General features: G+C 73.1%; 10 protein-coding genes. 4 read left to right on the top strand and 6 right to left on the bottom strand.

Annotated features, from left to right (window positions below; all coding sequences use genetic code 11):
• Positions 1 to 49 precede the first annotated feature (49 nt).
• From BM424_RS00440 to BM424_RS00425, 4 genes are read left to right on the top strand one after another with little or no spacing between them, the layout of a single operon-like run.
• Entirely contained in the window at positions 50 to 3,616 is a 3,567-nt protein-coding gene (locus tag BM424_RS00440) for a hypothetical protein (protein WP_093412832.1), read from the top strand.
• On the top strand, positions 3,613 to 4,572 hold the full coding sequence (locus tag BM424_RS00435) for a hypothetical protein (protein WP_093412830.1): 960 nt from the start codon (positions 3,613 to 3,615) through the stop codon (positions 4,570 to 4,572). Before BM424_RS00440 ends, BM424_RS00435 begins: the two co-directional genes overlap by 4 nt.
• Positions 4,569 to 7,988 carry a right-handed parallel beta-helix repeat-containing protein gene (locus BM424_RS00430; protein ID WP_093412828.1) on the top strand — a complete coding sequence of 1,140 codons (3,420 nt, stop codon included), beginning with the start codon at positions 4,569 to 4,571 and terminating at the stop codon, positions 7,986 to 7,988. Before BM424_RS00435 ends, BM424_RS00430 begins: the two co-directional genes overlap by 4 nt.
• 37 nt (positions 7,989 to 8,025) lie before the next feature.
• Complete coding sequence (locus BM424_RS00425; RefSeq protein WP_093412826.1) at positions 8,026 to 8,898, top strand: macrolide 2'-phosphotransferase; 873 nt, start codon at positions 8,026 to 8,028, stop codon at positions 8,896 to 8,898.
• Positions 8,899 to 9,103: 205 nt separating this feature from the next.
• Here BM424_RS00425 and BM424_RS00420 read toward each other — a convergent pair whose 3' ends face one another.
• From BM424_RS00420 to BM424_RS00395, 6 genes are all read right to left on the bottom strand, one after another.
• On the bottom strand, positions 9,104 to 10,051 hold the full coding sequence (locus BM424_RS00420; RefSeq protein ID WP_093412823.1) for an alpha/beta fold hydrolase: 948 nt from the start codon (positions 10,049 to 10,051) through the stop codon (positions 9,104 to 9,106).
• Positions 10,052 to 10,112: 61 nt separating this feature from the next.
• On the bottom strand, positions 10,113 to 10,667 hold the full coding sequence (locus tag BM424_RS00415) for a GNAT family N-acetyltransferase (protein WP_245775515.1): 555 nt from the start codon (positions 10,665 to 10,667) through the stop codon (positions 10,113 to 10,115).
• A gap of 56 nt (positions 10,668 to 10,723) precedes the next feature.
• Positions 10,724 to 12,169, bottom strand: coding sequence for an ABC transporter ATP-binding protein (locus BM424_RS00410; RefSeq protein ID WP_093412821.1), 1,446 nt, complete (start codon positions 12,167 to 12,169; stop codon positions 10,724 to 10,726).
• The gene (locus tag BM424_RS00405) at positions 12,166 to 12,963 is read right to left on the bottom strand and encodes an ABC transporter permease (RefSeq protein WP_093412818.1); all 798 of its coding nucleotides are present in this window, start codon (positions 12,961 to 12,963) and stop codon (positions 12,166 to 12,168) included. Before BM424_RS00405 ends, BM424_RS00410 begins: the two co-directional genes overlap by 4 nt.
• Entirely contained in the window at positions 12,960 to 13,895 is a 936-nt protein-coding gene (locus BM424_RS00400) for an ABC transporter permease (protein ID WP_245775514.1), read from the bottom strand. Before BM424_RS00400 ends, BM424_RS00405 begins: the two co-directional genes overlap by 4 nt.
• Positions 13,892 to 15,418, bottom strand: coding sequence for an ABC transporter substrate-binding protein (locus tag BM424_RS00395; RefSeq protein WP_093412816.1), 1,527 nt, complete (start codon positions 15,416 to 15,418; stop codon positions 13,892 to 13,894). Before BM424_RS00395 ends, BM424_RS00400 begins: the two co-directional genes overlap by 4 nt.
• Positions 15,419 to 15,422 lie beyond the last annotated feature (4 nt).

The raw sequence follows: 15,422 nt of genomic DNA, 5'->3' as shown, positions 1-15,422 counted from the left end.
CTCGCCATCCGTGAAAGTGACGGGGACAGCGGGAGGAGGAAGACGCCACATGGCCTCGTTGGTCGTCGAGCGAACGGGCGCAGGTGTGATCGTGCGCGCGGAGGAAGCACCAGTGCCGACCCCGCCGCCGTTCACCCTCGCCGACGGGCGCACCCAGATCTACGTCGACGAGGCCGCGCTGCCCGTCTTCGACCAGCTCGAGCCCGAGACGCTGGCGCGGCTGCGGGCCGAACTGCGCCCCGACGGGATCGGGCTGCCCGCGATCAGGCTGCTCTCGCCCCGGGCCGGGCTCGCCGCCCCGAACGGGTCCCGGCCGCTGGCGCTGCGCCTGGCCGAGGCACTCGACGTCGAAGTCGTCGCACCCGACGGTGACCTGGTCGTCCTGCCCGGTGGTGAGCTGTTCTCGGCGGGGGAGCAGACCGGCTGGGTCGGGTTCCGCCCCGGAGCGTCGAAATCCCACGACGGCCCCCGATACCCGCTCCCGGAGTGGCAGGACGGGTTGTCGACGAGCCTGCGCACCCGGCCGATCGACCCGCGCATCACCATCACCCCCATCCCCGCCGGCGTGTGGGTGCGCGCCGCCGGGCAGCCGCCGCGCCCGCACAGCGACGTCGGTTTCCGGCTCCCGCTGTCGCGCAACCGGCTGGCCGTCGTCGTCGGAGCACCCGGCGAACCGCTGCCCGCCGCCGAAGCGCTCGCCGCGTTCGTCAGCGGGCTCCCGGCATCGCTCCGCGACACCTTCGGCCTGATCTGCTACGGCCCGGAACCGGTGACCGTGCGCCCCGTCGCCCAGCAGCTCGCCGAGCTGACCGGGCAAGCCGTGCACGGTTGCCACGCCGTGCCCCAGTACCTGCCGGAAGGCGGCCAGACCTGGCTGGTGCCCGACGAGTCCGGCAACCCGAGCTGGCTGCCGTTCGTGCTCGAAAGCACCTACCAGCCCGGTGTTCCACCGACGCCGCGCAACTGGCTGCCCCCGGTGTCCGGGCTGACCGGCGCCGGGACGGGAACGTTCTGGCTGCAGGACGGCTGGCTCGTCGACGTGCTCGCCACCGGTCTGCTCGTGCGACCCGTCCGGGTCCCCGTCGACCCGGTGGCCTCCCGGCTGCCGATCTCGCCCGGCGCGGTCAACCTCGTGGTCAGCTCCGCGGGCGGCCCACCGCCCGAGCGGGTGCTCACGGCCGTGGAACGCCTCGTCGCCGAACTGCCCGCCGCGGCCCGCGAGCGCCTTCGGCTCGTCGCCACCCCGCACGCCGCTCCCGACTACCTGAGCCGGCTGGCGGCCTCGCTCGAGGTCGACGTGCACGTGCTCGGCATCGACGGCCCGGGCCCCGCCGTGGCGCTCGCCCCGAACGCGCCGCTGCGCTCCCACCCCTGGGAAGCGGGCGCCCCCGCGCCCGCCGGTCCGGCCTCCGGGCGGCCCGTCGCGTGGATTCCCGCCCCGCCCAGCGGAGCCACCGCTGCGCCGAGCACAGGCCCGAGCACCGGCCCGAAGCCGGTCGTTCCGCAGCCGGTGCCGCCGGGCGCTCCGGCCGTCGCCGCGCGGCCCGAGACGGCGGTTCCGGCAGCGGGTCCGCACCCCGTCCGGCACCAGGCGACCGAGCCGCTGCGCATCGTCTCGCCGGTCACCGTCGACGCCGAAGGCCGGATGCGGCCCATCGGCGACGGGTGGCAGCCGGGCGAACCAGGAGGACCGGCACCCGCGGTCCCGGCCGCGACCGAGGCGTCCACCGCACCGGCGGTGAGCCCGGAAGCAGGACCCTCGGTGTCCACGGCACCGGCGTCCCCGGGTCCGGGACCCACGCCGCCGGGCCCTGTGTCCTTGGGACCGGCGATCCCGTTGCCGCAGCTGTCGCAACCGCAGTCGACGCAGGTCCCCGAAGTGGCGGCGCAGAACGCGCCGTCATCGCCCGCGACCGAACCGGCCGAGACCGGGTCCGCCCCGGTTGAACCCGCCGGGCAGCCTGCCGCAGAGCAGACCACCGCCGATGCACCCGACAACGCGGTGCCGGAGAACTCGGTGCCGGGGGCGAAACCGGTTGTGGTGAGCGCGGTGTCGGTCCCGGTCACCGCGACGTCGGTGCAGATCCCGGCCGTGGCGTCGAGCACGCCCCTGCCGTCGATGGCGGAGACCGAGCCGGAACCCGCCCCGGAACCGGCTGTCGAGGACACGACGCCGGAACCGGCGACTCCTGAACCGGCCGCACCGGTACCAGCAGGATCGGAACCGGCAGCGCCCGAGCCGCCGAAAACCGCTCCTGCCGCGCCGGTTTCCTCCGGCCCGGCGTCGGCACCGCCTCCGGTGTCTGCGGCACCGGCCCCGTTGCCGGTCGCGGAACCCGTGGCACCACCGATCGCGCCCGCGGCGGCCGCTGCGGCACCGGGTCCGGCGCCGCTCGGTCCGGCCGTGGCGAATCGGCCCACCACTCCGCCCCCGGTTCACGCGCCCGCTCCTGCCGCGGTTGCTCAGCGCACGGCGCCGGGTCAGGTCGTGCCGATGCCGCAGGCGGTTCCGGCGAGTGCTGCGGTTCCGGCGGCTGCGGCGGTGGCCGCGGTGCCGACGGTGAGCGCCGATGCAGCTCCCGCCCACGACGTCCAGACGACGGAGACCGTGTCGGTCGACGCGCGTGCGGAGACCGCCACCGAGCGCCGCTCGTCGGAACCGGATGCGGCGTGGAACGAAACCGCCGTTGCGAGCCCGGTTTCCGCGACCGAAGTGGTCGAGTCGGTGGAGACCGCGTCCGAGGCGCAAGCGGCCGATGAAGACCGCACGGCGTTCGACGCCGTCGCCGAGGAGCAGGGGGAGGCCGAGCGGGCCGGGAGCGATGACCAGGTCGCCGCGGCCGCGTTGAAACCGTTGCTGCTCAAGGACCACACCAGCACCGAGGAGGACCGGCAGCGGTTCAAGAAGTCGCTGGGCTGGAAGTACGACGCCGCCACGCTGTCGGTCACGCGCCTGCTCGCCGAACGCCCCGGCCTGCGCGGCGGGATGCCGGTCGACGACGCGATGCTCACGGAACTCGCGGCCGTGCACGTGTTCGCCACCTCGGACCAGCGCGAACTCGTCGAGGCGATCCGCACCGGTGACACCGAGGCGCACTACCCGTTCATCTCCTGCCTGGCGGGCGGTCTGCGACGGCTCCCGTCGCTGCAGGGGCTGGTCGTGCGCGGTGGTCCCGGGGACGCCGAGACCGTCGCGGACTACGTGGTGGGCAGCGAACTGATCGAGCCCGCGCCGATGCTCGGCGTCTCCGACGACTCCGCGGTGCCCGGGTCGGTGGAGCTGCTGATCTGGTCGGTGACGGCCCGGCGGCTCGGCGGCCTGGCCGCCGACGACAACGCCGCCGACGTGGTGTTCCCGCCCGCGACCTCCTACCGGGTGCTGGCCGTCGAAGCCGACGCCGGACGCGTGCTGCTCACCGAGGTCGGCAAGAAGCAGCGTTCCGAGGAAGCCCGGCAGCGCCACGACGCCCGCGTGCTGGAGCGCCTGACCGAGGCCGTCAAGCACCGCGACGAGCTGCCCGCCACCGGCCGAACCGAACCCGACCGCGACCGGTACTCGGTGCTGCTGGGCGAGCCGGCGAACCCGTTCGCCACCCCCGCGGCGGTCGATCGGTGAGCCCGGAACCCGCCGAGGTGCACCGGCTGCTGCTGCGGCTGGCCGGGCGGATCCCCGACGCCGAGCTCGCGTCGCTGCGCACCTGCCTGGCCGATGACGAGCTCGACGAGATCGCCGGAGCGCTCGTCACCGCCGTCGAGCGCGGGCTGACGCTCACCGAGAGCGAGATCGAGCTGATCACGGCGCTGGCGCAGGACACCGGCGTCGACCCGGCGGCTCTCGCTGAGGCGCCGCGCGCCACCGACCCGCCCCGGTGGCGGTTCGACCGGGAATCCGCGGGGGACGCCGACGAGGCGGCGGTGCGCTCCGCCGAACGCGTCGGAGGTGCGCGGGCGCTGTGGCGCAGCGGCCGGGTGTCGGCCGAGACCACCGAACCGGTCTACCTCGTCGAGACCACCGACGACGCCGACCTGATCGAGCTCACCGCCGAGATCCAGCACGGCATCACCGAAGCGGGCGGGAACCCGCGCGTGGAGGTCCTCGGCGACACCCGGACCGGTTATCACGCAGCGGCTTTGGAGGCCGCCGAGCTGGTCTGGGACCCGGCGCCGCCGGCGCGGCTGGCCCGCGTCTTCGACGGTGCCGACACCGTCGGCAAGCCGTTCTTCCGGCCCGATCACCCGCGCGTGGAGGCCGCGCAGCGGCAACGCCTGCTGGGCTACCTGCGGTCGGGGGCCATCGCGATGGCGACCGAGCGGGTCATGCCCGACGTCATCGACCCGAACCGCACCGTCCCGCTGAACTTCCGCTCCGACGGGACCTGGGTCTGGAACGACGCGGTCTGCTACTACCTCGACCGCTACCACCTGGCGCCGGACCCCGACCTGATCGAGCACGTGATCGCCGCCGACCCCGAACCGCCCGGGCTCGGCAGGCTCGAGGTGCACCGCGCGATCGGCGTGCTCACCGCACCCGCACCACCCGAACCCGAAGACGAGGACCTGGGGCGAGAATGACCAACACACGATCGATGCTGTCGGTCTCGGCGACGGCCCCCGACTCGTTCCGCACCATCGGCGACGCGATCGCCTCGGCCACCACGGGCGACGTCATCTCCATCCAGCCCGGCACCTACACCGAGTCGGTGGTGCTCAGCCGCGAGGTGACGTTGTCGGCGGCGGGCGCGGCCGAAGGCGTGCGCATCGAGTCCACCGGTGACCCGGCGGTCGTGATGGCCACCGAAACCGCTGTGCTGTCCGGGATCGTCATCGGCCACAGCGGATCCGAGACCTCGGCGATCGACGTCTCCACCGGGCGGCTGCGGCTGGAGGAGTGCCGGGTCGAGGCGTCCTCGGCGGCCGCGCTCTACGTGCACGGCCAAGCGGAGGCCAGCGCCAACGGCACGGAGTTCACCAACCCCGGCGGTGCCGGGGTGATCGCCATCGACGGTGCGGAGGGGCACTTCGGCAACTGCACCATCAGCGACGTCAAGGCCGCGGCGGTGGTGATCCGCACCGACGCCGACCCGCAGTTCACCGGGTGCACCATCACCGACACCGAGGGCAGCGCCGTGCTGGCCGCCGAACGCGCCCGGGGCGCGATGCGCGACTCCCGGATCGTGCGGGCCGGCAACCCCGCGGTCGTGGTCGAGGGCGACAGCTCGTTCCGGCTCAGCGGCACCACCATCACCGAGCCCGGCGGCGTCGGCCTGCTGATCGCGTCCCGCTCGACGCCGCTGATCGAGGACTGCGCGATCAGCGCACCGGCGGCCCAGGGCGTGGTGCTGGTGCAGCGGGCCGAGCCCGAGATCCACCGGCTGCGCGTCGAGAAGCCCGCCGGGTACGGCCTGCACGTGCTGGAGGACTCGCGCGGCGAGTTCATCGAGTGCGCGGTCGTGGACTCCCGCGACGCCGGGGTGTGGATCGCCGGGGCGACGCCGACGTTCTCCGGGCTGGAGGTGACCGGGGCCGGGGCCGCCGGGGTGGTCGTGGCCGACAAGAGCACCGGCACCTTCCGGGAGCTGACCGTGCGGCGCCCGGCGGGGGCGGGCATCGAGGTGCGCGGCGCCACGGTCGCGGTCACCGGCGGTGCCGTGGCCGAGACGACCGGCGACGCGGTGCTGCTGGCCGACAAGGCCGGCATCGAGATCGACGACGTGGCGATCTCCGCGGTCGGCGGGGCCGGGGTGCGCGTCGCCGAGCGGAGCTCGGCCGACCTGCGCGGCGTCACCGTCGCGGGCAGCGCGGCCACGGCGGTGCTGGTGACCGACGGGCAGGCGGTGCTGCGCGGCTGCGACCTCTCGGACGCCGGCGAGCACGGCGTGAAGGCCTCCGGGACGTCGTCGGTGGCTCTGGAGCAGACCCGTATCCGCGGGTGCGAGGTCAACGGCGTGGAATGGGCCGCCGGAGCCTCCGGTGTGCTCGACCGCTGCGAGATCTCCGGCAACGCGGCCGACGGCATCGTCGTCGGCTCCACCGAGTCGATCAGCGTCCGCGACACCGTCACCAAGGACAACGGCGGCGCGGGCGTGCGGTTGCAGGTCCGGCGCGACAACGTCCGCTTCAGCGGCATCACCAGCGCCCGCAACGGGGACCCGGAGAGCGATTCCGGCGACGCCGCCCCCGAGCCCGACGACACGCAGCGCTTCGGCAGCTCGCGCAGCGCGGACGAGACGCCGGCGCACGAACCGGAGCACGAATCCGCGCGCGAACCGGGCCGCGACTCCGCGACCACCACGGGCAAGCGCAGTTCGGAGGGCAGGCTCGGTGAACTCCTCGACGAGCTCGACGCCCTGGTCGGCCTGACCGACGTCAAGCGCGAGGTGGAGGTCCTGACCCGCCTGGAGCAGATGGCGGAGAAGCGCGCCGCGGTCGGGTTGCCGATGCCGCCGATGAGCAGGCACCTGGTGTTCGCGGGGTCGCCCGGTACCGGCAAGACGACGGTGGCCCGGCTCTACGGCCAGATCCTCAAGGAACTAGGGGTGCTGCGCACCGGCCAGCTCGTCGAGGTGGGGCGCGCCGATCTGGTGGCCAGCGTCGTCGGCGGGACCGCGCTGAAGACCACCGAGTGCTTCGAGAAGGCCCTCGGCGGCGTGCTGTTCATCGACGAGGCCTACACCCTGTCCGGCGGGGGAGGCGGTGGCGCCGACTTCGGTCAGGAGGCGGTGGACACCCTGGTCAAGCTGATGGAGGACCACCGCGAGGACGTGGTGGTCATCGTCGCCGGGTACACGATGGAGATGCGCAAGTTCCTGGCCACCAACCCCGGTCTGGGCTCCCGGTTCTCGCGGACCATCGAGTTCGCCGACTACAGCAACGACGAGCTGGTCACCATCGTCGAGGGCATGTGCCGCGCCAACGACTACCGCCTGGAGTTCGAGACCCGCGAGGCCGTGCTCGGCTACTTCGCGAAGTACCCGCGCGACGAGGCGTTCGGCAACGGCCGCACGGCCCGCAAGGTCTTCGAGGAGATGATCGGCCGCCAGGCCTACCGGCTCGCCGACGATCCCGACCTCAACCCGGTGGCCATGACCCGGCTGCTGCCGGAGGACATCGGGGCGCTGCCGGGCAGCGGCGTGGGTGCCGGTGCGGCCAGCGCCGACACCGCCAAGGTGGAGAGCCTGCTCAACAAGCTGCACCACATGGTCGGCCTGGCCGAGGTCAAGTCGGAGGTCGGCAACATGGTCGACCTGCTGGCCTCGGCCAAGCAGCGGCAGGCCGCCGGGCTCCCGGTTCCGTCGCTGAGCAGGCACCTGATCTTCGGCGGTCCGCCCGGCACCGGCAAGACCACGATCGCCCGCCTCTACGGCGAGATCCTGGCGGCGCTGGGCATCCTGCAGCGCGGTCAGGTCGTCGAGGTCGGTCGCGGCGACCTGGTGGGCGAGTACGTCGGCCACACCGCGCACCGCACCACCGAGGCCTTCGACCGCGCGCGGGGCGGGGTGCTGTTCATCGACGAGGCCTACACGCTGTCCTCGCAGCGCGGGTCCGGTTCGGACTTCGGCCAGGAGGCCATCGACACCCTGGTCAAGCTGATGGAGGACCACCGCGACGAGGTCGTGGTGGTGGCGGCCGGCTACGAGGGGCAGATGGAGGAGTTCCTGGCCGCGAACCCGGGCCTGTCCTCGCGCTTCTCACAGCGGGTGCGCTTCGCCGACTACAGCAACGACGAACTGGTCACCATCGTCACCCAGCACGCGGCCGCCGCGGGCTACGAGTGCACCGGACCGACGGTCGCGGCGCTGCGGGCGCACTTCGTGTCCACCCCGCGCGGGCCGTCGTTCGGCAACGGCCGGTACGCCCGCCAGGTCATGGACGCCGCGGTCACCCGCCACGCCAAGAGGCTGCGCCGCACCGCCTCGCCCACGCTGGAGGACCTCTGCCTCCTGCTGCCCGACGACGTCCCCTCCGCAGGCGAGGTCGCCAGCGGCTGAGCCGAATTCGACTGGACACCTCGGCTAGCGTCGAGATGTGCTGGAGGAGCTCGGGGAGCGGCACGGCCTTCGGGTGCGCGTGCTGGAGGTCGACGAGACCGGATGGGACTTCCGGGTCGGTCACGCCGTCGACGCGGAAGGCACGCGCTGGGTCCTGCGCGTGCCCCGGCGCCGCGAGGTCCGCGACCTGATCGAGGGCGAACGCCGGTTGCTCGATCACCTGCGCCCGCGGTTGCCCGTGGCGGTGCCGGACTGGGAGATCTGCACCCCGGAGCTCATCGCCTACCGCAGGCTCCCGGGCCGACCGCTGGGGCCGGAGCACCCGAGGACCCTGGAGTACCAGTGGTGGCGGCAACCGGCGGAGGACTACTTCGACGACCTGGGCGCGGTGATCGCTGAGCTGCACCGCACCCAGGTCGACGCCGTCGCGCGTCTGGGCGTGCCGGTCTCGGGTCATCGCGACCTCCGGGAGGAGGCCGACGATCACCTGGGGCGGGCGGAGAACGTGCTGGTGGTGCCCGGGGAGAAGGTGGCGCGCTGGCGGTCCTGGATCCACGACGATGCGTACTGGTCAGGGGCCGCGGATCTGCGCCTGGTCCACGCGGATCTGCACCCGGGGCATACGCTGGTGGACGAATCCGGCCGTCTGACAGGGGTTCTGGACTTCACCGACGCCGCGGTCGACGACCCGGCGCTGGATTTCACGGCCGCGCACAACGCGTTCGGCGAGCGCGGCCTGTCGCGGCTCGTCGCGGCGTACGCGCAGGCCGGTGGGCGGGTGAGAGCTGAATTCGTGTCGCATGTTCGGCTCCTCTCGGAGTTTCGCTTCTCGGTATCGCTGGGTGTGTACGCGGTCGAGACCGGGCGAGGTGGATTCCTGGACATCGCGCAGCGGCGCCTTCTCGGGTGAGCACCTGTGTTTTCCCACTCTGGAGTTGTCAAAGAGCAAGCCGCCGAACGGATCCCCGCTCGTCGAACTGATGTTTCAATTCTGCCTCCGGGCGTTCGAAAACGCTAGCGAAGGGCGATCGCTGGATGGGGTGGATGATTCGGTCACGCTCCGAAACCGGTTGGCGGTGGCCGAGGTTCGCCGGTCCACCGAGGAGTGACGCTCGTCAGGTGCCGCTGGATCGGTGCGCGCTCGTGCCGCCGTCGCGCAGTCGCGCGACCCAGCGACGCTGGTCGTGGTGCGCCGGTGCGGTCGAGCCGAGGAAGTCGCGCAGCAGCGCGACGTAGCGCTCCGGCTCGGACAGGTGCGGGAAGTGCCCCGCGTCGTCGAAGATCTCCACCCGGCTCCACGGCATCGCCTCGTGCGCGAGCGCGGCGTGGGAGGAGGGGATGACGTGGTCGTGCGCGCCCCACACCAGCAGCGTCGGTAGGCCCTCGGTGAGGTAGCAGCGGTCCAGCATGGTCACCGCCTGCCCGCCCGCGTCGGCGACCGCGCGCAGCGTGCGCAGGAACGACGCCCGCGCGGTCGGCGTGCGCATGGCCGTGTAGCAGTCCAGGAAGAACTCGTAGTCGTCGCCCAGGCCGAGATTCCCCAGGCCGAGGCCGGCCGACCGGCTCTGCAGCGGCGCGGCCAGCGGTGCCAGCCACCGCAGCGGAGCGCCGGTGAACAGCGGCAGCGTGAGCTCGGCGCCGGGGATCGCCAGCATCCGCAGCAGCGGGTGCACCTCCGGGCCCACCCCGCCCGGGCAGGTCAGCACCAGGCGCTCGCACCGCTCCGGGAACTGGTAGGCGAACTGCATCGCCACGCCGCCGCCCAGCGAGTGGCCGATCACGGTCGCGCTGTCGAACCCGAGCGCCGTCAGCAGGTCCCGCATCCCGTTGGCGTAGGCGGCCACCGAGTAGTCGGCGCGGGGCTTGTCGGACTCGCCGTGCCCGAGCAGGTCGGGGGCGATCACCGTGTGCTGCTCGGCGAGCGGCGCGAGGACGTCGCGCCAGGTCCGCGAGCTGTCGCCGATGCCGTGCACGAGCAGCAGCGCCGGCCCGCTCCCGGCCATCCGGAAGGCCCTGCGGTGGCCGTGGATCGTCCGGTGCCGGACCTCGATCTCCGCTGACATGCCCTCATTGGGGCATCCGGAGGTTTCAAGGCTGGTTCAGCCGCGTTTCGGCCGATGGCGGTCACACGATCGGGATCGGGATCTCGAAGTGCACGGCCGGGCTGTGAGCGGGGTCGGTGCGGCCGTCGTGGATCTCCTTGGCGACGCTGCGCCAGAACGGTTCGGCGCCGTCGACGGCCGCGTTGGTGTGCAGGTAGATCGTCTCGTAGCCGGGCGTGAGCGCGACGAACCGGCAGGCCATGTCCACCAGCTCCCTGGCCAGGCCGTGGCGCCGGTGCTCGCGGCGGACGTAGACGCGGAAGATCTGGGCGGTCGTGCCCGACGGGTAGCGCTCGGCGAGCCACGGGGCGTGCGGCGGGCTCTGCGGGCCGTCGGAGCGGACCGCGGTGGTGGCCACGACCTCGTCGTCGAGGGCGGCGACGAACAGCGCCTGCCTGGGGTCGTCGAAGTAGGCGGTGTCCATGTCGATGACGTCGCCGTGCCAGCGGGCGTTGTAGCCGTGGCCGAACTCCAGGTAGAAGGTGTCGAGCATGACCGACCTGGCTCCCGCCGCGTCGGCCCGGGTGGCCTCCCGGACCACGTAGCGGCCGACCTGTCGCTGTCCGAACCGGTCCACGGTGACCTCCCTCATCGAGAAACGACTTTTGAAAATCATATTCAATTAGCCGTTCGCTATGTCTCCCGACCTGCACTTCCGGCGTCGAGCAGCGCTCTGGTGATCGCGTGCTCCGGGGAGGTGAGGACGTCCGATGCCGGACCCCGCTCGACCACGCGGCCCTCGTCGAGCACCAGCACCCGGTGCGCGAGCCCGGCGACCCCGGCCAGGTCGTGGGTGATGACCAGCAGCGCGCAGCCGGTGTTGTGCTGCAGCTTGGCCAGCACGTCCAGCAGGTCCGCGCGTCGCCTCGCGTCCAGGCCGGAGGTGATCTCGTCGCAGATCAGGACCTCGGGCTCGGCGAGCACCGCGCGGGCCAGCGCGGCCCGCTGCAGCTCACCGCCGGACAGGCCCGCCGGGGTTCGCCGCGCCGTCGCCTCGGGGATCCCGAGCTGCGCCAGCTCCTCGGCCGCGCGCGCCCGCGCCCGGTCGCGAGGCAGCGACCGCAGCCGCTCCGCCGTGCGCGCCACCTGGTCCAGGACCGGTGCGAACTCGCTGAACGAGGCCCGCGCGTCCTGGAACACGTACTGCACGCGGGCCAGCTGCGAGCGGGACCGGCGCCGCAGCACCGGCGACAGCGGCTCGTCACCCAGCCGGACCTCACCCGAGCGGTACCGGTGGAGACCGGCGAGGCAGCGGGCGAGGGTGGTCTTGCCGCTGCCCGAGCGCCCCAGCACCGCGAGCCGCTCACCGGGCGCGACCTGCAAGGACACGTCGTGCAGGGTGTCGGTTCCGCGATGGCCCGCGGTGAGGTCCCGCACCGACAGGACCGGCTCGGCGTCCTGCGGCGGTGCCGGTGCGACCGGGAGGGCCTCGCTGATCGACTCCACATCGGACGGACGCACCCGGCCGTCCTCGACCACCAGCACCCGGTGCGCGAGAGCGCGGACGAGGTCGAGGTCGTGGGTCAGCAGCAGGATCGCCACGCCCTGCTCGGCCACGGCCCGGAACTCGGAGGCCAGCCGCGCCCGCGTGACCGGGTCCTGCCCGGTGGTCGGCTCGTCGGCGATGAGCAGCGCCGGGTCGCCGATGAGCGCCTGGGCCAGCACGACGCGCTGCTGCTGGCCGCCGGAGAGCTGGTGCGGGAACCGGCGCAGGTACCGCTCGCCGTCGGGCACCTGCGCACGCCGCAGGGACTCCAGGACCCGTTGCCGGACCTGGGTTTTCGGCACGTGCAGGCGGGCGACCTCGGCCAGGGCGGACCCGACGCGGCGGACGGGGTTGAGCGCCGCCGCCGGTTGCTGCGGGATGAAGCCGACCCGCCCGTCGACCGCCACGTCGCCGGAGAGCACCGCACCGGGCGGCGTCTCGCCGAGCAGGGCGAGCGCCGTGGTGGTCTTGCCGCTGCCGGACTCGCCGACCAGGGCGGTGATCTCCCCGCCGGTCAGGCGGAACGAGACGTCGCTGATCAGATCGCGGTCGCCGACGGTCACGGTCAGCCCCCGCACCTCGACCCCGGTCATCGGGCCTCCAGGAAGGTCGTGTCGGACCGCCGCAGCCAGCGGTCGAACAGCAGGTTCGCGCCGACCGACAGGGCGATGATCAGCAGCGCGGGCAGCACGACCGCCCACGGCTGCAGGAACAGACCGGTGCGGTTGCGGTCGACCATCGCCGCCCAGTCGGCGGCCTGCGGCGAGATGCCCACCCCGAGGAAGCTCGCCGAGGCCACCAGGTAGATCGCGCCGGTGAACCGGGTGCCCAGGTCGGCGGCCAAGGTGCGGCGCATCGCCCGCGCCACGTAGCCCACCGCGATGCGCGCCCGGTGCTCGCCCTGCAGCCGCATCGCCTCCACCGCGGGTCGCGCCGACAGCGACAGGGCCGCCGCCCGCGTGATGCGCACGACGTCCGGCAGGTTGATCAGCACCACCACCGCCACCAGCACCCGCGGATCGCCCGGGGCCAGGGCCGCGAGCAGCAGCAACATCAGCATCGACGGGATCGCCAGCAGCAGGTCCAGCGGCCGCATCAGCACCTCGTCGAGGAACCTGCTTCGGGTCGTGCCCGCCAGCAGACCGAGCGGAACAGCGAGCAGGTAGGTGCAGGCGGTGGCCGACACGGCGGCGAGCACCAGCGACCGGCCGCCGCGCAGCACCTCGTCGAGCACGTCCCGGCCGACGAAGTCGGTGCCGAACAGGTGCCCGTCGCCGAGCAGGAACGCCACGTCCTTGGCGGGGTCGTCGGCGGCGAACAGCGGCCCCAGCAGCGCCACCAGGACCGGGACGGCCACCAGCGCGCCGGGGATGAGCAACCTCGTCATCGGTGGGCCTCCGCGGTCGGGGACAGGACGCGGGCGGCGACGTCGGCACCCAGGTTGACCAGCACCGTGGTGGTCGCGAACACCAGCGCCAGCCCCTGCAGCACGGGCAGGTCCCGAGCCGAGACCGCCTCCAGCAGAGCGGTTCCCAGGCCCGGCACCACGAAGATCGCCTCGACCACGATCACGCCGCCGATCAGCCAGTCCGCCGTGCGCGCCAGCTGCTGCACCGCGGGCGCGGCCGCGTTGGGCAGGGCGTGGGCGAACCGGACGCGCGCGGGCGAGAGCCCCAGGCGCCGCGCGTGCTGGACGTAGGGCGAGCGCTGCGCCTCGATCATCCCGGCGCGCACCAGCCTGCTCAGCGAGCAGATCGGCCGCAGCAGGAGCACCACGACCGGCAGCACCAGCAGGCCGGGGCTCAGCGGCGACGTGCCGACGGCGGTCGGCGGGAACCAGCCGAGCTGCACCGCGAAGACCGTCACGAGCAGGATCGCCATCGCGAACTCCGGTGCCGCGTAGAGACCGAGGGTGGTGCTGGTGATCAGCCGGTCCAGCCGGCCGCCCTCCCGGTGCGCCGCCAGCATCCCCAGCCCGGTCGCCAACGGGACGAGCAGCGCCAGCGCGACGAGGGCCAGCACCAGCGTCGGCCCGGCCGCGGAACCGATGATCTCCGCGACGCCGCGCGGACCGGTCAGCGAGGTGCCGAGATCGCCGTGCACCGCCGAGACCAGCCACTCGCCGAACCGCTGCCACGCGGGCCGGTCCAGGCCGAGCTGCTCGCGCAGCGAGGCGATGACCGCGGGATCCGGGTTGTCCCCGGCGAGGGTGACCGCGGCGTCCCCGGGAAGCGCCTCGGTGAGCAGGAAGACGCCCACCACCACGAGGAAGACCTGGACGACGCCGAGCAGGAGGCGGCGCAGCAGGTAGCCGGTCACGCCAGCCAGACCCGGTCGAAGCGCGCCCAGTCGAGGGTGTTGGGCGGTGCCTGCTCGTCGACGCCGCCGACGCGGGGAGACGAGGCCACGATCCAGTCGGAGACGCCCCACCAGGCGAAACCGCCCTCGTGGAACAGCTGCTCCTGCATCCGCCGGTAGAGCGCGGCGCGCCGTGTCTCGTCCGGGGTGGACTGCGCCTCGTCGTAGAGCGCGTCGAACTCGGGTCGCCGCCACGCGGTGTTGTTGGTGGTGGAGCCGCTCAACAGCCGTTGCGAGAAGTGCGAGTCCAGCGGCATCCCGCCGGAGCGGTAACTGGCGAGCACCCCGTTCTTGTTGATGTCGGACCAGTAGGTGTCCTTGTTGCCCAGGCGCACGGTGAGGTTCAGCCCGACCTGGCGCGCCTGGTCGCTGATGGCCATCGCCGCTTCCTTCAAACCGGTGGAGGCGTCGGAGGTGTCGAAGTCGATGGTCATGCCCTCGGCCCCGGCCTGCTTCACCAGCGCCCGCGCGCGTGCCAGGTCCTGGCGGCGTTGCGGCAGTTCGGCGTAGTAGCGGTAGCCCTTGCCGTAGACGTCGTTGCCGACCTGGCCGGAGCCCTGCAGCACCGAGCGCAGCAGCTCCTCCCGGTCGATGAGGTGGAACATGGCTTGCCGCAGCTCGATCCGGTCGAACGGTGGGCGGTCGACCTTCATCGCCAGGCCGTGGAAGTTGGCCAGCGGCAACCGGTGCACCTGGATCCGCCCGCCGGCCTCGTAGGTGCGGGCGCTGGTGAGGGTGAGGTCGTGGGCGTAGTCGACCTGCTCGCCCAGCAGCGCGTTCACCCTGGCGGCCTCGTCGTTGGTCACCACGATCTGCAGTTCGTCGACCAGCGGCGGGCCGTCGAAGTAGTCGGGGTTGCGCGCGGCGAGGAAGGACCGGCCGGGTTCGAAGGAGACGAACTTGAACGGCCCCGAGCCGATCGGCTCGCTGAAGTCGGTGGTTCCCTCGGGGATGATGTAGGCGCCGAGCGTGGCCAGCGCGTTGGGGAACTCGGCGTAGGGGCGCTTGAGCCGGAACTCGACGGTGCGGTCGTCGATCGCGCGGCTGCCGGGCAGGTCGATCACCGACAGCGTCGACTTGGCGCGGCGGCTGCCGCCGGGTTCGGTGATGCGCGCGTAGCTGGCCAGCACGTCGCTCGCGCGCACCGGCCGCCCGTCGTGGAAGGTGGCCTGCCGCAGCGTGATCCGCCAGGTCCGCAGGTCGGCGGAGGGCTCCCAGCGCTCAGCCAGCCGAGGCTGCGGCGACATGTCCGAGCCGTAGTCGGCGAGCTTGTCGAAGAGGGCCTTGGCGCGGGCGATCTCGATGTAGAGGTCGGTCTCGTGCGGGTCCAGGACCTCGGCGGCGCCACCGCCGGAGAAGGCCGCGCGTAACCGCCCGCCGGGTTTCGGAGGTCCGACGGTGCCGGTGGCGCCGGGTGCGCAGCCGGTGAGCAGGACGGCGCCCGCGGTCAGGCCCAGGAATCCGCGGCGGTTCAGGTTCTGCATGGCG

It is taken from the genome of Saccharopolyspora flava (genome assembly GCF_900116135.1).
GTDB lineage: Bacteria > Actinomycetota > Actinomycetes > Mycobacteriales > Pseudonocardiaceae > Saccharopolyspora > Saccharopolyspora flava.
This window is presented reverse-complemented; position numbering and strand designations above follow the sequence as displayed.